This is a genomic window from Alterinioella nitratireducens, assembly GCF_013155465.1.
GTDB classification, from domain to species: domain Bacteria; phylum Pseudomonadota; class Alphaproteobacteria; order Rhodobacterales; family Rhodobacteraceae; genus Alterinioella; species Alterinioella nitratireducens.
In genome coordinates, this window is the sequence record NZ_JABJVX010000028.1 from 1 (window position 1) to 17,507 (window position 17,507).

19 protein-coding genes and 1 pseudogene are annotated in these 17,507 nt (G+C 62.0%); 4 read left to right on the forward strand and 16 right to left on the reverse strand.

Annotated features, from left to right (window positions below):
• Positions 1-74: 74 nt before the first annotated feature.
• From HNS34_RS19815 to HNS34_RS19885, 16 genes and pseudogenes are all read right to left on the reverse strand, one after another.
• Complete coding sequence (locus HNS34_RS19815) at positions 75-395, reverse strand: DUF7220 family protein (RefSeq protein ID WP_456236980.1); 321 nt, start codon at positions 393-395, stop codon at positions 75-77.
• Complete coding sequence (locus HNS34_RS20850) at positions 392-967, reverse strand: hypothetical protein (protein ID WP_235952830.1); 576 nt, start codon at positions 965-967, stop codon at positions 392-394. Before HNS34_RS20850 ends, HNS34_RS19815 begins: the two co-directional genes overlap by 4 nt.
• A gap of 25 nt (positions 968-992) precedes the next feature.
• Positions 993-1,583 (reverse strand): annotated as a pseudogene (locus HNS34_RS20855) (DNA cytosine methyltransferase); the annotation flags it as partial.
• A gap of 4 nt (positions 1,584-1,587) precedes the next feature.
• Complete coding sequence (locus HNS34_RS19825) at positions 1,588-2,841, reverse strand: site-specific DNA-methyltransferase (RefSeq protein ID WP_172321819.1); 1,254 nt, start codon at positions 2,839-2,841, stop codon at positions 1,588-1,590.
• Positions 2,842-3,253: 412 nt separating this feature from the next.
• Complete coding sequence (locus HNS34_RS19830) at positions 3,254-3,682, reverse strand: DUF6362 family protein (protein WP_172321820.1); 429 nt, start codon at positions 3,680-3,682, stop codon at positions 3,254-3,256.
• Positions 3,679-3,885 carry a hypothetical protein gene (locus HNS34_RS19835; protein ID WP_456236981.1) on the reverse strand — a complete coding sequence of 69 codons (207 nt, stop codon included), beginning with the start codon at positions 3,883-3,885 and terminating at the stop codon, positions 3,679-3,681. The genes HNS34_RS19830 and HNS34_RS19835 overlap by 4 nt, the downstream gene beginning before the upstream one ends.
• Entirely contained in the window at positions 3,882-4,412 is a 531-nt protein-coding gene (locus HNS34_RS19840) for a crossover junction endodeoxyribonuclease RuvC (RefSeq protein WP_456236982.1), read from the reverse strand. Before HNS34_RS19840 ends, HNS34_RS19835 begins: the two co-directional genes overlap by 4 nt.
• Positions 4,413-4,676: 264 nt before the next feature.
• Positions 4,677-7,070, reverse strand: coding sequence for an AAA family ATPase (locus tag HNS34_RS19845; protein ID WP_172321821.1), 2,394 nt, complete (start codon positions 7,068-7,070; stop codon positions 4,677-4,679).
• Positions 7,067-7,825, reverse strand: a complete 759-nt coding sequence (locus HNS34_RS19850; protein ID WP_172321822.1) for a hypothetical protein — start codon at positions 7,823-7,825, stop codon at positions 7,067-7,069. Before HNS34_RS19850 ends, HNS34_RS19845 begins: the two co-directional genes overlap by 4 nt.
• Complete coding sequence (locus HNS34_RS19855) at positions 7,825-8,292, reverse strand: DUF6511 domain-containing protein (RefSeq protein ID WP_172321823.1); 468 nt, start codon at positions 8,290-8,292, stop codon at positions 7,825-7,827. Before HNS34_RS19855 ends, HNS34_RS19850 begins: the two co-directional genes overlap by 1 nt.
• Before the next feature lie 28 nt (positions 8,293-8,320).
• The gene (locus HNS34_RS19860; protein ID WP_172321824.1) at positions 8,321-8,929 is read right to left on the reverse strand and encodes a hypothetical protein; all 609 of its coding nucleotides are present in this window, start codon (positions 8,927-8,929) and stop codon (positions 8,321-8,323) included.
• Between the two features lie 19 nt (positions 8,930-8,948).
• On the reverse strand, positions 8,949-9,824 hold the full coding sequence (locus tag HNS34_RS19865) for an ATP-binding protein (RefSeq protein ID WP_172321825.1): 876 nt from the start codon (positions 9,822-9,824) through the stop codon (positions 8,949-8,951).
• Entirely contained in the window at positions 9,821-10,354 is a 534-nt protein-coding gene (locus HNS34_RS19870; RefSeq protein WP_214647557.1) for a hypothetical protein, read from the reverse strand. Before HNS34_RS19870 ends, HNS34_RS19865 begins: the two co-directional genes overlap by 4 nt.
• The gene (locus tag HNS34_RS19875) at positions 10,354-10,710 is read right to left on the reverse strand and encodes a hypothetical protein (protein ID WP_172321826.1); all 357 of its coding nucleotides are present in this window, start codon (positions 10,708-10,710) and stop codon (positions 10,354-10,356) included. Before HNS34_RS19875 ends, HNS34_RS19870 begins: the two co-directional genes overlap by 1 nt.
• The gene (locus HNS34_RS19880) at positions 10,710-10,919 is read right to left on the reverse strand and encodes a helix-turn-helix transcriptional regulator (RefSeq protein ID WP_172321827.1); all 210 of its coding nucleotides are present in this window, start codon (positions 10,917-10,919) and stop codon (positions 10,710-10,712) included. The genes HNS34_RS19875 and HNS34_RS19880 overlap by 1 nt, the downstream gene beginning before the upstream one ends.
• A gap of 215 nt (positions 10,920-11,134) precedes the next feature.
• Positions 11,135-11,818 (reverse strand): hypothetical protein, encoded by a 684-nt coding sequence (locus HNS34_RS19885; protein ID WP_172321828.1) that lies wholly within the window; start codon positions 11,816-11,818, stop codon positions 11,135-11,137.
• Positions 11,819-11,926: 108 nt separating this feature from the next.
• Between HNS34_RS19885 and HNS34_RS19890 the strand changes: the two genes are divergently transcribed.
• From HNS34_RS19890 to HNS34_RS19905, 4 genes are all read left to right on the forward strand, one after another.
• Positions 11,927-12,604 (forward strand): LexA family transcriptional regulator, encoded by a 678-nt coding sequence (locus HNS34_RS19890; RefSeq protein WP_172321829.1) that lies wholly within the window; start codon positions 11,927-11,929, stop codon positions 12,602-12,604.
• 132 nt (positions 12,605-12,736) lie between these two features.
• Positions 12,737-14,224 carry a hypothetical protein gene (locus tag HNS34_RS19895; RefSeq protein ID WP_172321830.1) on the forward strand — a complete coding sequence of 496 codons (1,488 nt, stop codon included), beginning with the start codon at positions 12,737-12,739 and terminating at the stop codon, positions 14,222-14,224.
• Positions 14,225-14,364: 140 nt separating this feature from the next.
• On the forward strand, positions 14,365-16,578 hold the full coding sequence (locus tag HNS34_RS19900) for a phospholipase D-like domain-containing protein (RefSeq protein WP_172321831.1): 2,214 nt from the start codon (positions 14,365-14,367) through the stop codon (positions 16,576-16,578).
• A gap of 34 nt (positions 16,579-16,612) precedes the next feature.
• The gene (locus tag HNS34_RS19905) at positions 16,613-17,344 is read left to right on the forward strand and encodes a hypothetical protein (protein WP_172321832.1); all 732 of its coding nucleotides are present in this window, start codon (positions 16,613-16,615) and stop codon (positions 17,342-17,344) included.
• The last annotated feature ends 163 nt before the right edge of the window (positions 17,345-17,507 follow it).

The following is a 17,507-nucleotide window of genomic DNA, read 5'->3' on the forward strand; positions in this document are numbered from 1 at the left end:
GAGCGCCGCCAGCTCAACCCATTGGCCAAATTGGCATTTTACGACCAACTCCGCATAACCATGCGCTCCGCATATTATCGTATCGAAGTCTGATCCCGCGCTGCTGTGCCGCTGAAGTCTCGGCGGTAGGGAAGCCTGCGCCGAACCGAGCCGTCGCCCGTCATGGGCGGCGGTTTCGTCGCTCTAACCCGGATTGCCTCGAAGACCCGCCGCAGGGCGAAAGACCGCGCGATGCTCACAACGGTGAAGATCGCGCCCATCTTCAGATTCTGCGCCAGCGTCGTGTGCAGCCCGAAGGTAGGGAAGATCAGGATCTGCGTAAGAACCGCAACGCCGTAGCCGACAAACACGTTGGCGATAGCCTCGATCAGCGACATGAGGCGCGACTGTTTCATGCTGGCTCCCCTTCATCCATCGGCCAGCAATTGAGCTGCGAGAGTTCGTAGCGCATGAGCGGCAACCAGTGGGACCACACCGTTGCCGCAGAGCCGAAGGCGGTCCACCCGGTGGGCCAGCCCATCAGCGCCTCGACAAATGCTGGGTTCAGCGTCCTGCGCGGTTCGGAGGTATCGCTCCCAACCGTCGGCGTCGCCAGGACCTGGCGGCCAAGCAGCCCGTTGACCGGCGTGTTCGCCAACGTCGTCGCGCCGTCCTTGTGATCGCGCGCCGTTGGCGTCATCCACATCTGGCTGACGCTGGTCAGGTCGGCAAACTTTCGGTTGCCCGCGCTCGGCTTGTTTCCGTCCGTCGCCATCGGAGTGGGCCAGTCCCGCGCGATGCCGTCCAAGCCTTTCTCGTGATTCCGGGCACCGCCTTGGCTGCGGAAACTGTCGATCTGCGGCGTCGGCCACATCGCAGCCGAGGTCGCCAGGTTTATCCCGTGTTTGCCTGCTTCCTGCGACGGCGTCGGATTCGTTTGCCGGTTCTCGTTGGCGCTCGCCCGGGATGTCGACCAGAGACGGAGCATCTCGGTTCGGTTCCTTCCACTCGAGCGGATCCCAGAGCAGGCGCGCGGGGTCGGCCAATTGGTCGTGCTCGCGGTGCGCGAGTATGAACAGGCGCTCGCGCTTGTGGGGCGCGCCGACCTCCGCCGCCGTGAAGAGGCCTGCCGCAAGGCGGTAGCCCATGTCGACCAATCCGCTGGCGACTTCGGGGAAGCCGAGGCGTAGATGATGGGCGACATTTTCGAGGAAGACGAAGGGCGGCTGGACCTCTCCGATGATGCGCGCGACATGCGGCCAGAGGTGGCGCGGATCGTCCACGCCCCGGCGCTTTCCCGCGACCGAGAACGGCTGGCACGGATAGCCCGCAGTGACGATGTCCACCGCGCCGCGCCAAGGGCGGCCGTCGAAACTGGCAACTTCGTCCCAGACAGGCGCCGGATCCAGGGCCGCCTCTTCCATCCGTGCCACGAGAATGGCCGCGGCGTAGGTTTCCCGTTCGACATGGCCCACAGTTCGATATCCGGGCATGGCGATGGTGAGCCCGAGGTCGAGCCCGCCCGCGCCGGAACAGAGCGAGAGTCCGAACAGGTCTCCGGCTCCGGAAGCGTATCCGGAGGAAGGTAAAGCCAGGTCATGCATCGCCTCAGCGTGGATTGGCCGTCAGATCAGCGAAGCTCTCACCGGTCCCGTCCAGCACGGCCTCTTGGCCAGTGAATTGCTCCCAGCGCTGGATGGCGACATCGACATAGGCCGGGTTGAGTTCGATCCCGAGGCACACGCGGCCGGTGGTTTCCGCCGCGATCAGCGTGGTGCCAGATCCCATGAAGGGCTCGTAAACCGCTTGCCCGGGGCTGGAATTGTTGAGGATAGGCCGACGCATGCATTCGACGGGTTTCTGTGTCCCATGCACGGTTTCCGCGTCCTGATCCTTGCTGGCGACTTGCCAGAGCGTGGTCTGCTTTCGGTCACCCGCCCAATGGCCCTTGCCGGATTTCTTCACGGCATAGAGACAAGGCTCATGCTGCCAGTGATAATCTCCGCGGCTCAGCACCAGGCGATCCTTGGCCCAGATGATCTGGGACCGGATGTTGAAGCCGGAGGATTCGAGGCTCTCGGCAACGGTCGTCGCATGCAGGGCGCCGTGCCAGACATAGGCCACGTCGCCCGGAAACAGCGCCCACGCCTCGCGCCAATCCGCGCGGTCGTCATTCAGCACCTTGCCGGTGCGCTTGGTCGCGGCCGCTCCCGCCTTGTTGCGCCAGCCGGGATCGTATTCGACGCCGTAAGGCGGGTCGGTCACCATCAGCAGTGGTGTCACATCGCCGAGCAGTCGTTCGACGTCCGTGGCCACCGTCGCATCCCCGCAGAGCAACCGATGCTTGCCCAGCACCCAGACATCGCCGGAACGGCTGATCGGGGTTTCGGGGACCTCTGGAACATCGTCCTCACCCTCGCGGGCTACGGTTTCAGGGTCGACCTCTCCGGCCAACAGGGCCTCGAGTTCTGCGTCATCGAAACCGATGAGCGACAGATCGTAGTCCTCGGCCAACAGATCGTTCAGCTCGGCCGACAGCAGCGCCTCATCCCAGGTCCCGAGTTCCGTCAGCTTGTTGTCCGCGATGCGGTAAGCCCGGCGTTGCGCCACGGTCAGATGGCCCAGCACGATCACCGGGGCCTCGGTCAGCCCCAGCTGCGTGGCGGCGAGCACCCGACCGTGGCCCGCGATCAGCTCGCCGTCGTCGGCGACCAGACAAGGAACGGTCCAGCCGAACTCCGCCATGCTGGCAGCGATCTTCGCGACCTGGTCCGCGCCATGCGCCTTCGCGTTCTTCGCGTAGGGCTGGAGCCTGGCCAGCGGCCACATCTCGATCGCCTCCGGGGCAAAGCTCAGGGTCATGCGGGTCGGTTCGCCTCAATCGGGTGGACTCTGGACACCGGCAGCCAGCCTGGACTCCACGAGGGGTCCAGCGGCTACCGGGCGTGTTCGGTGCCAACGGTTTGTTTTATTGTGGTTTTCAGCGGATAGCGGGTGGATGCCTACTAGGGGTGGCTTCCCAAAAAACGCGCCCTGTCGCTGGCGATATTGCGCGCTTCGCCCGCCCGTATACGTTTGGGGCGAGGAAGGACCCGCGAATTCAGTGGGTTAGCGCGCTGGATGCCAGTTGGACCCTTGGTTGGACCCCGGAAGCCAGTGCCGCAGGTCGTCCCGCGCGCGCCTCTCCCGAGTATATTCCTTTTTTAACCCCCAGCCGGGCTTTCTGTCTCATAGAAAACTGTCCGGCGGACACTTTCCTATTGGCCACGGGCGCTTACGCGCCAGCGGCCAGTTCGATCACGCGGCGCTTCGACATTTTCCGGTTGAACCGTCGCCTGTTGAGCGTGAGCGCGATCACGGAAATCCCGAATTGCCAGTGCTGGTGGGCTGCAGAACGTTGCAGACCGACTGCCCAGCAGATCTCCTTCCAGCGTTCGCCATGAGCCTTCATCCAGACGATCTTGCCGTCGATGGGCTCGAGGCAGGCGGTCCAGGTCAGCGTCTCTTCCATCCGGCTGATCGCCTGCGGCGAAGGCAGCACACGCATGGGCTTCGGCTCCTGACCTACCTTGTCGGCGAAGCTGTAGACCGTCTCCGGCCAGGTGCTGAAATAGCCTTGCCTGCGCGGTTCCGGCAGGCGCTTGAGAACGAAGGCGGCTTCGGCGAGGCGTTCCTCCACGAGGTCGGGTGTCCAGTCTGTCATTGTGACACCTTCCGATGTTTCGGGCACTGCCCGTACAGCTTCTCGCCGAGTTGGCGGACCAACTCCCGTTCCGGCCAGGTCAGGCGGTGATCGTCGATGGCCACAGCCAGCAGGCCTTGCTCCTGCCAGCCATCCCGCTTCACATCGTCCGGGCTGCGGCGATGCCCGCCATAGCCCTTGGGCACAAACCGCATTCCGCTCATTGCACTCCCCCCTGTGTCTTCAGCGCCCAGAACAGGATCGCGATGGCATCGGCCTCGTTGTCATCGGCCGGGCTGAAGCCACGCGCCCGGGCGGCGGCGACCATGGCGTCCTTGCTGGCGTTGCCCTTGCCGGTGGCGAACCGCTTGATGGTGCCGACGGGAACGCCCTCGTAAGGCACATCACGCATCTCGGCCCATGCGGTCAGGGTGGCCATCAGACCGCCGTAGACGTGGGCAGCGTCGGTGCCCGCGTGGCGGCGGACTTCCTCGAACCAGATGGCTGCGATCGGGCCGGAGAGCCGGTCCATCTCGCCCAGCCAGTTGCCGAAGCGCAGGTAGCGCATGCCCCCGCCATCGTAGCGTCCCGTCTTGAACGACACCGTGCCACTGGTGATGAGACCATCTATGGACCGCAACGCCCAGCCCGTTGAGGTCCCGAGATCCAAGGCCAGGATGGTCCCCGGCAAAGCTGCAGTCAGGTGTTCGCTCACGGGTTCAATTTGCCTGTTCGACATTGTCATCTCCATTGCTGCTCGAAAGGTGAAAAGTGCGGGGCAGAACGGCCCGTGCGCGGATACCCAGCAACGTATGGGACGGGGCCAAACCCGCTGGTTGGCCCCCCATACGTAGTATGGGGGCTTTCCACACTAACTCCTCTTTTCCGGATAACGCGCTGATAAAAAACGAGAAATGAGGAGTTCGGAGGAGTTGGGGAGGAGTTAGGCCACTAACTCCTCTTGGGTGGTAAGTGATTGATTTCATTGAAACAGGAGTTCGGGAGGACATAGGAGTTAGGCCTCACTCTTAGGAGTTAGTGAGCCCAAATCCTCGTCCGCAACCGTCTCGGGATAGACCCAGACAGCCGGGTTTTCGACGTCCATGCAGACCCCGGAATTGGGGCATTTGTAGTGGCTAGGAAGAACGGGATCCGCGTCTTCAACAACCTCACCGGTCTCCGGATCGACACGGTCTTCAGGCCGAAAGCGCATCCCGTCGACACAGAGATAACCGAACCGGGATCTGACCTTTGGATAGCCGAAGGCGTTGCCATCGCGCAGGAACTTCACATAGCCCTTCGTGGCCAGAACGCTTAGCCGTTCGCGGATCGTGTATTTGCTGCCAAGCCCGCTCTTGTTCTCGAAGGCTTCGGCAAATTGCATGGTAGTGTAGAGATGCCCGCTGGCGGCCTCCTCAAACAAAAGGTCCAAGATGACATCGCGCTTGCGATCCCGTTCGGCATCATGCTTCGCGCCCACTTCCTGGCGGACCAGTCGCTCGTTCATCGGGTTGATCTCGACCCATTGACCGCAGACCTTGTCGATCAGCTTGGGCGGCAACGCAGGGCCGTTCCTGAGCTCGATCTCCAACTTCCGCTGTGAGCACTCCTCATCGGGTCGATGCAGGATCAGGCCGGAGGTATAGAAGCCGCGCAGCGCGCTGGCACCCGAGAGCGCGAGGAAGGGATCGTCCTTCACCTGCTGTTTGCTGAGCTTCTTGGTGTGGTGGATCAGGATAACCCCGCAGTCGGGGTCGATATGATCGCGCAGAACCTCCACCCGCTCCTTCAGGAAGAACATCATGGCGGTGTTGTCGTTCTCGCCGCCGCCGTCGGGCCCGCCGTCGAACAGGTTGCGGATAGGGTCGACGCAGAGAATGTCGGGCGGTGCGTCAGGGAACGCGGTCTGGACAGCGCGCGCGACGCGTACGCTGCCTTCATTGTCGAGCAACATCTTGAGCTTTGGCGTGGCGACGAAGGTATCGCGTGCGGCGGCCAGCACGTCTGGCGGCAGGGCGATCTGATTCAAGCGCTCGCGCAGATAGTGATACTGGATTTCCGCCTGCAGATAGAAGATCCGCAGCGGACGCGGTGGGGTGAAGCCGAGGAACGGCACGCCGGCGGCCATGTGAACGAGCCACGAGATCAGCAGGTCGCTCTTGCCCACCTTCGGCGCGCCGCCCAGCACCAGGAGCCCGCCTGGCGTCAGGACGCGGGGTGCGATGATGTCTCCGGGCATCGGGCTCTGGTCGTCCAGCAGCGCGCCGAGGGTGAAAGCGGGCATCTCGACCGGTCCCGGTGCGCCGGAGTCCAGCCGGATCAGCGGCGGTCCGCATTTCTCGACATGCCGCTCCCAGAGCCGCTCGGACTCGCGCTTGAGCCGTTCGACCGGCCACTGGGGTCGCAGCATCGCGGCGTTGTAGCCACAGATGCCTTCCCAACCTTCGTCTTTTGTCATCCGGCCCTCGTGGACCATGCGGATGAAATGGCCGATCGCTGCAGACGCCCCCTCGAAGCGGGACCAATCGTCCTGCGCCCCCTCCCGCACCGGGGTCACCAGCACATCGTCCATCGCCGGTTTATCGGGATGCGTGAACTCAGGCTTCAAGGATACGCCCGGCGCGGGCGGCATGTCGGTTACCGCCTCGATGAACTCAGCCAGATCACGCTCGTGGGCGGCGTTCAGCGCGACAATACGCACCTGCGTTTTCAGGCTGTTCTTATAATAGACCGAACCCGCCACCCGGATCGGCTGATGGGCGGAGCGGAAATGCATGTCGCCGCCGACCTTGGCTGCAATGTCGCCTCGCAGACGGCAGACACGGGCAATGTCACCCCCCTCGGCGGGCTCGGTTAGCGTCCACCAGACATGGCACTTTCGCTGTCCCTCCGGCGTCACGCCTCCGCTTTCCACCACCATCGTCGGGACACCGAGATGGCGCTCCAGATGGGCGCGCTTGGCGGCGATGTCACCGGTGTCGAGATCGACGACTACGGTCTGCATCTGCACGATCTCGGCGGCCTTGGCCTGACCGGATGCGGCCACTGTGCCGGGGATTACGTAGACCGCCGCACCCTCACGCGATGCCCATGTGGCGAAGGTGGCCATCTTCTCCGGGGCGGCCTGATCCGCCTCGAGCCAGATGTTATGCGGGCGGCCATCGATGCCCTGGCCTTTGTCTATGAAACTGCGGACCGGGATCAGGCCGTCGCAGTAGCCGAAGACGACCTGCATGAACTGGGCGATCTGCTCGGGATCAGGCTCGTCGCCGAACACATCAATCTGCGGGGCCGCGTCGTTGAAGTCGCGCCATGGATTGAAGTGGAGAATGTTTTCTTTGGCCTCATCAGGCACTGTGTCGTCGTGCATGGATGAATCCTCGCCGGGATTGGTTGGTTCGTCTGTCATTTGGCGAGGCCCCAGCACCGCTCGGCGTAGTCGCAAAAGCGGCAATCGAAGAAATCGCGATTGGCGGCGATGCGGGGCAGCAGTTCGCCCGCGTCGGTAGCCTGCAGGATCCGCACCGCCCGGTCGGACATGCGCTGCGCTAGATCGGCATCGAAGGGGACAAGCTCGTGGTGAAGCTCGGCCGTGTCCTTGTTGATTGCCGTGAACAGCGCCGGTGCGGACGAAATCCCCGGCACCGAAGGCTCCATGTAGGCCTGGTAGATCGCGATCTGGGCGGCATAGACGGGTTTGGAGACAGTCACCCCGTCCTTGACGCAGGCGCGCCAGTTCTTCGCGTTCATGGTCTTGCATTCCCAGAGCGCCGGGGTGCGCAGACCAAGTGCTGCCGGGGCGTCAGCGATGATCCCGTCGACATGGCCCCTGATGCGACCGCCCGCCACGGAGAACCCGAACTGGCCGCCATCGCGTTTCTGGGTGACCAGATCGATCCCGGCTGCGCACAGCCAGTGGATGGCGAGATCCTCGAGCTGATGCCCGATGGCAAAGATCCGCAGCGTCCGCCCGCCGAAGTCCGCCCCCTCATCTTTAGGCGCGCCGGCAAATTCGAACTGCAGCGCACGTTCGCAGGCATGCCCAAGGCGGGACGCACCGAGATAGGTTCGCGGTGGCGTGGCCTCACGTTTAGCGATGAGGGCGGCATCGACCAGCGCGTTGATCCGCTCGGCCATCGAGGGGCGTGGGTTGAAATCCAGCATCAAAACGGGATCTCGTCTTCCAGGGTGATCTTCGACATCTCGGCACGGAACGCGTTGATGGTGATGACGATCAGCTGCTGCATGTCGCCCGGCGACAGCTGGCCAAGCGGTCTCTCCCAGCCAATCCGTTCCATTTCCGGGGCCAGCGCGCGCATGACAGCCGGCAGGGCTTGCATTTCTTCATTCGTGAACTCGACCATGGTCAGTCCTTTCTTCGCTTTTCGCGTGAAGGCCGCCTGGCAGCCCATGGAGCAGAACCAGCGGCGTATCCTGTGCGGGCGTGGCTGGTGGGGATTGAACCAGCCGAAGCCACGTGTGCGGGACAAACAGACAGCGCAGAGCGTGCCGCGCGGATGCCATAGGCGATCAGTGCCCGATCTATCCGAAGCCGCCCTGGGTCCGGGTGGGATTTGCGCAACACAGTTCAGTTGCTGCATTCGCCGCATCCGTGTGTCGGTGAAGCGCATGAGCGCTCCACCTCAGACGGCCCGAGGCTCAGTCCGCCCACGAGGGACGCCCTTGCGGCGCTGGCGCTTGCGCCTCGTACGCGGTTTGATGCGCGGCGGAGGCAAAGTCCGGAGCTCCTGAAGGCGCCGCCGCCACCGGCGCCGCCCCCATGACTTGCGCATATTCGCGATGATCAGGCGTGATGGCGCCGCGGATCTCGTTCTTGTCGTCGCCACTGGCATCAGTGCCTATGTCGATGCGGGCAACGAACTCAATGCCGTCGAGATCGGCAAAGCCGTTGATGCGCCGCGCGGCCTGCGCTTCCGGCGACATGTCTTTGTCAGAAATCCCGCGCGCCGAATTCAGCATGCCGCGCACCAGGCTGCGGCCCATGTTGGCCCAGTCCGGGCCCTTGGGGCTGTGAAGCCCGATCAACGTGAAGATCTTGCGCCGGGCATATTGCCCCTCGGTCACGGTGAACTCGCCGTTGAGGTACACCGCGCCGGTGGAGCCACGCGTGGCATAGCCGCCGGTCCAGCCCTGCGAGGCGTCGTCGAAGCCGCCGGGGCGGATGGTCAGACGGACCTTGGCCAGCGTGCCCTTGGGAATGAGGTTGGTGTTGCTCTGCGCGTCGTTGAAGTCGTTCCAGGAACCCATGGGGAACCTCCTTTTCTGATCAGGATTGTGGTTGGGATTGGTCGGCACCGGCCGGATCGGCGGGTGGTCGGGCGTAGGTCAGGCGATCCATCGCCGCGGCTGCTGGCGTCCGGATCTTCGCCATCAGGCGGCCGAGATGGGGTTCTTCGACTTGGTCCAGACGGCCCGAACGGTCCTTGGCCGGGAAGCCCCAGCGATTGATCGTCTGGCAGACAAAGGCGCGGTACGGATCGCCGCCATCGGCTTTCAGTTCCGCCATGGTGATCACCTCATCGACGATCCCCGGCAGCTCCAACCCGGTCTTGGAACCATCGATCTGCGGCTGGAACACCTTGCGATTGAAGTCGTCAAACTTCTCGTCAAGGATCCCGACGAACCAGACATTCTTCGCCCGCGTGTGCTGCAGATGGGTGAGCCAGCCGATCATCTCGCGACCGTGCAGGCCGTAAGCCCCGCGCACATCCGGCTTGCCGGTTTTCTCCGACAGCGCCTCGGGCTGGCCCTTGCACCAGCCGAAGCACAGCCGCCCGGCCACGGTGATCGAGTCCACGAAAATGGTGTCGTAGTGATCGAGCGCAGCAGGATCGCCGAAGCGGTCGCAGACGGCGGCATAATGCGCCAGGCTATAGGGCTGCTCATCGCGCAGCGCCGGGTTGGGCCCACCGATGAACACCGCAAAATCCCGACATTCCGTCCATGTGCGCGGCCGGATACTGGCGCCCGTCCATCCCTCGATGGCGAGATCCCCCGCTTCGAGATCCATGAACAGCGTGCGGTCGGGATCGAGGGTCCAGAGCAGGCTTGTCTTGCCAATACCGCTCTTGCCGAAGATGCAGCCCTTGATGCCGCGCGGCTCTGCCAGACGTTCGTCGGCGCTGATGATGGGGAGGCTCACTGGTCAGCCCCCTGCGCGAGGATCTCGACCTTCAGCGTGCCCGGCCGAACAGTGCGCGCAGGCTCGAAGCCCTGGCGGATGGCCTCGGGCCAGGCGGCGTATTTGCGCTCCGGCACTTTGTACGCGAGATCGACATATTCGGCGGGATCGTCGCCTGCATCGCGGATCCGAGAGACCATGCCGGCCAGCCGACCCTGGTCCCAATCCACCCGCTTCGGCAGGTCGGCAACCACCGTGAAATCTCCGTCGTCGAACCGGACGGTGCCGGTGTCTTTACCTGCGGCCAGGCGTTCCTCGGCAGCGCGAGCGGCGTAGCGGACAGCGAGCCCAGCATCGAAGCGGGTCTTGGCCGCCTTGTCACGCTTCAGACGCTCGTCGATCTCACGCTGCAGGATTGCCAGCAACTCGACTGGCAGTGCCGCGATCTCGGCTGCGCTGAGGGATGGCAGATCGTCCGGCGTGGGGGTGTTCTCGGGGAAAGGCATGAAAGGGTCTCCGTAATCGGTGAAAAAGGCTTGGAAGGCGGACATCACGCGGCTTCGAGCAGGCGGGCCGACAAGGCGGCGCCGCTGGACCGGGGTTTGGGCCGGGCGATGGCGATATAGGCGAATTGGTCGGGGCCGATCCGCGCCTGGACGAGATGGACAAGGTTCTGCTCAGCCGCGCGAAGGGCTGCGGCCGCGACCTGACGCAAGGCGCGCTGACGGTCGGCAGGCAGTTTCGACAGAACGGCGGTGGCATCGACTGCCAGAAACCCGCGGTGATAAACCAGCGTCTCGCCGGGTTCGGCCTGCGCGATCCACGCACAGAACCCGACCTCGTCCAGACTGTTAGCGGCGCAGAACGGCACCACCTGGTCGGCCGCAAAGTCATCAAGCCGGACCATCATACGGCACCGGCCCGCGCATCCGCGCCGGTGCTGTGCCGAAGCTGCGCCTGCTCGAACGCGGTGATATCTTCCATGCGGTAGACCACACGGCCGCCCAGCTTCATGAACTGCGGGCCTTCACCGGCCCACCGCCATCGCTCAAGCGTGCGGTGCGAGATGTTCCAGCGCCGGGCTAGTTCTTTCTGACTGAGGTGTTTGAGCTGCATTTTCGTCTCCTGTCGCTCGCTGCGTTAGGAGGAAGATGCGAAATCCTGCTGTGGGATGTCGTCAGGATCGAAGTGGGATACGGAGGGGGATCAAATTGCGCCTTGCAACTCAGCGGCAAAGGCGAAGGTGGGGGATGGTGATCCCACTCTCATCCCCCGGAGCATCCCACTGTGGAGGCAAAGGGACCCGCGCGTCGGAGCGAGAAAAACCGAAATCAGCCGCAGTTCAGGCGGTAGTTGCCGCGCCCATTCGATTCGATCAGGGAGCGCCACTGCTTCTGGGATTTGAACACGTCGGACATCTTCAGGCTTTTAGAGCCCGCCGCCGACAGGATCGCCTTGCCGCTTTGCCAGGCCTCGCCGCGCCGCGCAGCCTCATGCAGCGCGCGGACAACTTGCGCCTGGATCGGCCCCAAGCGGAACTGATGCCCGCCACAACGCACATCTTGATAATCAGGCGACGCGCTGAAGACTGGTAGCTGCGGTCCGGTTTCTGCGCCCGAAAACCCTGTTTCCGCTTCGAATCGATCACGTTCTTCGCGCCTTAGCAACAGATCACCAATCATGACGAAGATCGGATCAGCTTCGCCATAAAGCGTTGCATAGGATGCGCGTGGCGTCCGGAAATCGCTGAGATGGACTTCGCTGCACCGGAACAATTGAAAGACGTCCTGCGCATACAAATCCAAGAGACCGCTGAACCGGCTCTGCTCGGTTGGCACCCGAAAGTGCTCACCCTCATGGGTTTCCTCGTAGTCACCCAGTTCCAATGGCACACCGAAAACGCGCACCGACAGCCGCAGCTTGTCGTTCTCTGCCAGATAGATCAGATCGGCCTCGGAGATGGACCAGCGATCGAGGATCTCCGGCAGAGTAAAATACGCCTTCTCGATCTCCATCTGACCTCCGATTCCTGCCGCTGAGTGTTTAGGTTTTGTTCTAATTCCTTGACCCCCTCCGATCAATCCTGTTTTATCCTATTTGATCCACAGCCCTCTGGGGAAAACATGACCGAGCATCATACGCTCTCTGATCGCCTCCGCGCCCGCGCTCAGCAACTCGGGCTTAGCCCCGCCCATGTCGCGGAAATGGCCGGCGTGAACCGATCCTTTGTCTACGACATCCTCCGCGGGCGCTCGACGCGACCCGGAATCGATAAGTTGGCAGAGGTCGCCCGCGTGTTGAAGGTGGAGCGGGAATGGCTGATCCACGGCATCGGCGAGGTTGAGGGTGAGCCGCCCTTCATCGAGAACCCCGATGAGACCTTCGTGGCGATTGCGCATGCCAGTCCGCGTCCATCGATGGGGGGCGGCGCGGTGGTGACCGAGGATCAAGATACGGCTGGCCGCGCGTATCATTTCCGCCGCTCCTGGATAAAGGGCAATCTCAAGGCCAGTCCGTCGCAGCTGCGCATCATGCATGTGGAAGGCGACAGCATGGCGCCGACCCTTCTGGACGGCGACACCGTGCTGGTCGACATGACCAGGCGCGCGCCCAACCCGCCCGGGATCTTTGTGCTGGATGACGGCATGGGGTTAGTGGCCAAGAGGCTCGAACATGTGCCGAACAGCGATCCGCCCGCGGTGCGGGTGATCTCGGACAACGGTTTCTACAGCCCTTACGAGCGCAGCGCCGAGGAAATCCACATCATCGGCCGCATCCGCTGGTTCGCGCGGGAGGTATAAGCATGCGCATTGCTATCTTTCAAGCTACGCCGATCAATCCGGTTTTAGAATTGAGAGGATGCTCGCACGCATTTCCTCCGGCTCAATTCCGTACCAATTTGAAATTGACGCAAATAGGGCTCAGCTAACGAAATGGACGGGACATCGGAATGGACTGAGATGGGCGCCGAGCAGGGACTGGATCACCTGGCCATGCTGTCGCCTGTGGAAGCGCATTACCAGTCCCTTGTTCGAGGATTTAGCTCTGTCACCACCCGGCTTCGAAACTACAGTTTTTATGCCTTCTGGGTCGTACACTACAAGCGACAGGTCCGAAACGATGCGCGACGGGTCTTCGAGGATCGAACGCGTCGCGTAGAGGCCCTCTACGCACTCGCGGCTGCCCAACGCACGAACGAGACAGGGGTAGCTGGATCTACTTTCGCCGACGAGAAGATTGAGGAAGGTGGGGATCCAATCGACTTCCGGGTCGAGACTGACTACGAAACTCCTCAGAAAAACAGATACCTAGCACCGCGCGGAGGAGCCTTCCCTGGCGTCTACTTCGGACAGATGTCGGAGATGGGCCTTATCGGCCGAGGCAAGCGTCACGGTCTACCAGTTCCGGATGAGCCCTGCTATGCGCTCGCGGACGCCTACGCGGCGTCGCATAGTGATTTCATAGACGGGTTTCTGCGGTGTGCCGAAGTTGGCCAGGTGACGCGCGCAGAGCTCGAACCGATGGTCGCTATGGCTCCATCTTCCTTGGATCAGGAGAGCGACGAGGCGGCAATCCTGCGGCGCCTCCTGATGGGAGAAGATGGTGCCGACCTGTCGATCAACCGCCGCGCCACACTTCTCGCTATCCTTGAAATCGCAAAACAAACGGACAGTGGGACCGAAGCCGAGTCCCCCTCAGTGAAGATCACGGAAGATATGCTCCGCTGGTGGTTTATTGAAAACGAGCCGAATGGAGCTCATGCCGATATCCACCGTTCCTGGCAACATTACCAGGTGGGAGACATGGTCCGGTTGGTCTACGAAAGTCTACTTAATCACGCGATCTCGGTGCTCGAAGACTTTAACGAAGGCCTTCCAGCTCCCGAACTTGTCTCTGAGTTGGTGGCCGATATTCCTGGCGTTCCTCTTGAAGTTTGGCTCACGACACTTGCTGAAGGCCCGGAGAGCCTGCGGGAGTTGCAGGCTCGCGGAATGGTTCACGATGCTCCGCTTGGAGACATCCTGGCCCCGTTGGCACGGCTCTGGCGCGACTGGCGCCACCGGCTAGGCGATCTTGGAGAAAGTTATAAGGAAGCCCCTGGGCAACAAACCTGCTTCACTGAACTGCGTTGGATCGAGGCCCACCTTACAGACTCCGCCGAGACCGCGCTTGGACAGTTGCTCTTCCACCGCGTACTTCGCAGGCATCTCGAGGTTGCGGCACGCAAGTTTAGGATTCAGACCTCTTACACTTATCTCATCGAAGTCGAGGAAGCTCGTCTGCGGGCCCGCGGAAAGGTGAATGTCAATCCGAGCGGCCCGCGCCTTGCGACAGCAATACGCTTCCTGGAAGATGTGGATTTGCTGAAGCAGGGGCGCATCACTCCACGTGGCCTCGCCTATCTGGAGGCCGCATTGTGAGGTATGATCAGGCCTTCCGGAGCACGGGATATCATACTGCGCTTCTGACTACTTTCAGCTTCGACCCCACCGTTTTTGAGAATGTGACTCTTGTCGCCATGCGCAGTCGCGGCTGTCGTAACATTGGCGTTCTCGCTGACATGACCATGGTGAACAGGACTCTTTTTGAGCTTGCGCCGGCGCCTCGGGCGGGCACCGCCTATCATCTGGCGAAGACATCCGTGGCCGGCGCTTTTCACCCGAAGATGGTCCTGCAACTCGGACAAAAGGAAGGCAGGCTGATGATTGGCTCCGCGAACCTTACGGGTGCCGGGCTGGTGGGGAATCTGGAGACTGTATCCACTATCGTTGTGAGCGAGGAGGATCGAAGCGCCGCGCCGTTGTTGGCGGAGGCTTTGCGTTATTTCGAGCGTCATGCAGACAAAAAGGATCGGGCCATGCGCGACGTGCTGGCCCGTGCTCGTGCTCGGTCGCCGTGGTTGGCAGATGTCGAGCCCGGTGAAGAGGTAACGATCGGAACAGAAAGGGTGGCGTTCCTCACTGAAAGTGAGAACGCCGGGATTGGCGAACGCTTCCGCGACTTTGTTGGTGACGATGTGGTCGATCAGCTGATTGTCGTCTCGCCTTACGCTGACAGGACGCTCGAGGGTTTCTCGCAGCTGCGCGCGGCGTTCGGCAGGCCAGCCACCTCATTCATAGTCAACCCCCATGAACAAGATTTCACGGCCGATACGTTTGAAGCTCAGACCGGTGCGAGCCTCCATTCGTCCGAGCCCCATGAGTGGGGCGGAGAGCGCCCCCTCCATGCCAAGATGGTTATCGTTTGCGGATCCCGAGCGGATTATGTGCTTTCGGGGTCAGCCAATGCGTCCGTAGCCGGTCTTTACAGCCGGCTCGGCGGTTCTGGGAATGCGGAGGCGGCGATCGCGCGGACCGAACCAGCAGGAACTGCCATTGACCGGCTGAAGCTCTCTGACTGCTTATCGACGCCGATGCCGCTATCGATGCTGAGCCTTCGACACCGCGCGCGCTCCGGCACGGAAGTCGACCGCCAGTTGCCGCCTGATGGTGGGGACTGCTGGATCGAACACGGTTTCATCTTCTGGCGTCCGCCGACGAATAGCGTTCCCGCGGAGTGCCTTCTGCGTCTGATGGACGGCACTGGTGCCGAGATGGCGGTGTCGTCTCCTGCCGCCGAGGGCGATTATTTTTCCTTGCCTCTAGATGCCGATGTCGGAACCCCACGCAGTGCTGTCGTGGTTTTCCCGGATGGGCGCGAAAGCGCTCCAATGCCGATCGCGGCACTGAACCGCCTGCAGACCAATGCCAATCCCCCAAGAACCGGTGCTGCCGGACGCATACTGGCTGAACTGGAAGGTCGCGACGACATTGACGATGAGGACTACGAGCGCGCGATGAAACTCCTAGCGCTCATTCGCCCCGACGAAACCCGTAAGCGGGATGTGGCGCGCAGGACGGATGACAACGAGGAAGATGAAGAAGGAAAGATCCTGCCGGAGAATGAATTCGGCGAGATCGCAAAGACTCCAGAGGGGCGTCAGGATCTAAAGACCGGACCGATTTCGGAGATGCGCCGTCTGGTGAACGCCTTTTTAGGTCTTGGGGCATTGGAAAGCGCCGATTCAGATGATCTCGACCCACTGGCCGATCATATCAAGAACGCAAACACCACGGACCGAACGGCTGCTGACGGGAGTGGCGCCGACGATAGAAATGACAATGGCAACGATGACGATGATGGCGGAGATACGGGGTCGTCGAGGCCGAGACGGCCGACCCGACCCAAGGGGTCAATGTCGATTGCCAATGCTCGCGCAGACAAGCTCGTCGGTCATGTCGATGAGACCTGCCGGGCTCTGGCGCGGCCGGACCTTGATCCGTTGAACCTGGAGAGCGCCATTCGCATCCACCTGCTTGTAAACGTATTTCTTAGCCGCTGCGCACCAGTCGGAGAAAAGGCTTCGGTGAAGCATCCAATCTTGGCTGTCGAGCTGCCTCGCAGTTGGATTCGCATACTCGGCCGACTCATCATCGCACTCGAGGCTTCACTTGAACGGACGGCGGCCAAACCTCCAGCCGAGGACATCGACGAGGAATGCGTCGAGGCACTGGCTACGATCCTATTCTGTGCTGGCCTCTTGCTTGATGCATCCCGCATAGCAGAGATGCCCCGTGCCATGGTCCGCCAATTCGAGGCCGCAAACGCTAACCTCGCGCGAAGCGTCGGAAAAATCCTCGACGGGAACCCTATGGCCGATGCGGCAGTCAGGCAAAAACTCCCCGTCCTTATGGCCAAGCACCGCCTATTCCCCGTGAAGCATGCCGCCGTGTAATTCCCAGCAAACCGCCGATTGAGTAACGGGACAAATGATCGAATTCCGCTCCCTCGCTGACGATGAACCAGCCTTGAGCTTCTCGCCGCTTTTGCGCGGAGTTCTGAAAACCTTCGCCTACGTCCAAGAGCATGGTTCCATCGGCCTCACCCCGTCCAAAGCCTTCAAACGCAATTTCGTTCACTGGGCCGCAGCCGAATTCGACTGGCCCGGGCATAGCGAGGCGGACCTCTTCGCCGTCAACAAGGTGCTCAACGAACATGACTTCATGCCGCTTGGGGATATTCACTTCCTGCTGACCACTTTGAAGATGGGTCGGCACTACAAGGGGAATTTCAAGCTAACGAAGTCAGGGGCGGAGCTGGCGCATCAACCCGGACGTCTGTTCGGGATCATAACGCCGTTCTACCTCTTTGAAATCGATCATTCGGGTTGGTCACGGACCCCGGACCAAGTGCTTCCGGGCAACTGGGACGTCTTCCTCAACGTCCTCAACGTCGAGACTGAGGACGGCGCAGCGGGCGCCCACCTGCGACAGATCTTGTTCGGTGAACCAGATCCCAGTCCCTTTCCACGCTACGATGAGATGATGGGCAGTCTTTATACTCAGGTCCTGCGCCCTCTCGTCTGGACCGGTCTGCTGCAAGAAACCCGGCTCAATGGGTCGTTTCGCTCGCAAGATAGCCTGTTCACCAAGACGCCGCTTTGGAAGGCCGCCCTGAAACTCGACACAGATTCGATGGTTCAATCCGCGACACGGCACTGAACGGCCGTGCGACGCAAACCCGATCCTGCACGCAGCATCCCGCAGCAGCCCTGCAACCCATTGTTTTAACTTGAATACCAGCGCCGCTTAGCAGTGTCCCAACAGTTGGTGTAACTCCCGCCGGTAGCGCGGGCTGAGCGGAGCCTTCGCATAGCGAAGCGAG

Excerpts from the sequence above, each read along its gene's own strand:
- HNS34_RS19890 (WP_172321829.1), top strand. The coding sequence starts at position 11,927 with ATGACCGAGCATCATACGCTCTCTGATCGCCTCCGCGCCCGCGCTCAG.
- HNS34_RS19825 (WP_172321819.1), bottom strand. The coding sequence starts at position 2,841 with ATGACCCTGAGCTTTGCCCCGGAGGCGATCGAGATGTGGCCGCTGGCC.
- HNS34_RS19830 (WP_172321820.1), bottom strand. The coding sequence starts at position 3,682 with ATGACAGACTGGACACCCGACCTCGTGGAGGAACGCCTCGCCGAAGCC.
- HNS34_RS19815 (WP_456236980.1), bottom strand. The coding sequence starts at position 395 with ATGAAACAGTCGCGCCTCATGTCGCTGATCGAGGCTATCGCCAACGTG.
- HNS34_RS19855 (WP_172321823.1), bottom strand. The coding sequence starts at position 8,292 with ATGCGCTTCACCGACACACGGATGCGGCGAATGCAGCAACTGAACTGT.
- HNS34_RS19840 (WP_456236982.1), bottom strand. The coding sequence starts at position 4,412 with ATGGAGATGACAATGTCGAACAGGCAAATTGAACCCGTGAGCGAACAC.
- HNS34_RS19875 (WP_172321826.1), bottom strand. The coding sequence starts at position 10,710 with ATGGTCCGGCTTGATGACTTTGCGGCCGACCAGGTGGTGCCGTTCTGC.
- HNS34_RS20850 (WP_235952830.1), bottom strand. The coding sequence starts at position 967 with ATGCTCCGTCTCTGGTCGACATCCCGGGCGAGCGCCAACGAGAACCGG.
- HNS34_RS19905 (WP_172321832.1), top strand. The coding sequence starts at position 16,613 with ATGATCGAATTCCGCTCCCTCGCTGACGATGAACCAGCCTTGAGCTTC.
- HNS34_RS19880 (WP_172321827.1), bottom strand. The coding sequence starts at position 10,919 with ATGCAGCTCAAACACCTCAGTCAGAAAGAACTAGCCCGGCGCTGGAAC.
- HNS34_RS19895 (WP_172321830.1), top strand. The coding sequence starts at position 12,737 with ATGGACGGGACATCGGAATGGACTGAGATGGGCGCCGAGCAGGGACTG.
- HNS34_RS19900 (WP_172321831.1), top strand. The coding sequence starts at position 14,365 with ATGACCATGGTGAACAGGACTCTTTTTGAGCTTGCGCCGGCGCCTCGG.
- HNS34_RS19885 (WP_172321828.1), bottom strand. The coding sequence starts at position 11,818 with ATGGAGATCGAGAAGGCGTATTTTACTCTGCCGGAGATCCTCGATCGC.
- HNS34_RS19845 (WP_172321821.1), bottom strand. The coding sequence starts at position 7,070 with ATGACAGACGAACCAACCAATCCCGGCGAGGATTCATCCATGCACGAC.
- HNS34_RS19850 (WP_172321822.1), bottom strand. The coding sequence starts at position 7,825 with ATGCTGGATTTCAACCCACGCCCCTCGATGGCCGAGCGGATCAACGCG.
- HNS34_RS19860 (WP_172321824.1), bottom strand. The coding sequence starts at position 8,929 with ATGGGTTCCTGGAACGACTTCAACGACGCGCAGAGCAACACCAACCTC.
- HNS34_RS19870 (WP_214647557.1), bottom strand. The coding sequence starts at position 10,354 with ATGTCCGCCTTCCAAGCCTTTTTCACCGATTACGGAGACCCTTTCATG.
- HNS34_RS19835 (WP_456236981.1), bottom strand. The coding sequence starts at position 3,885 with ATGAGCGGAATGCGGTTTGTGCCCAAGGGCTATGGCGGGCATCGCCGC.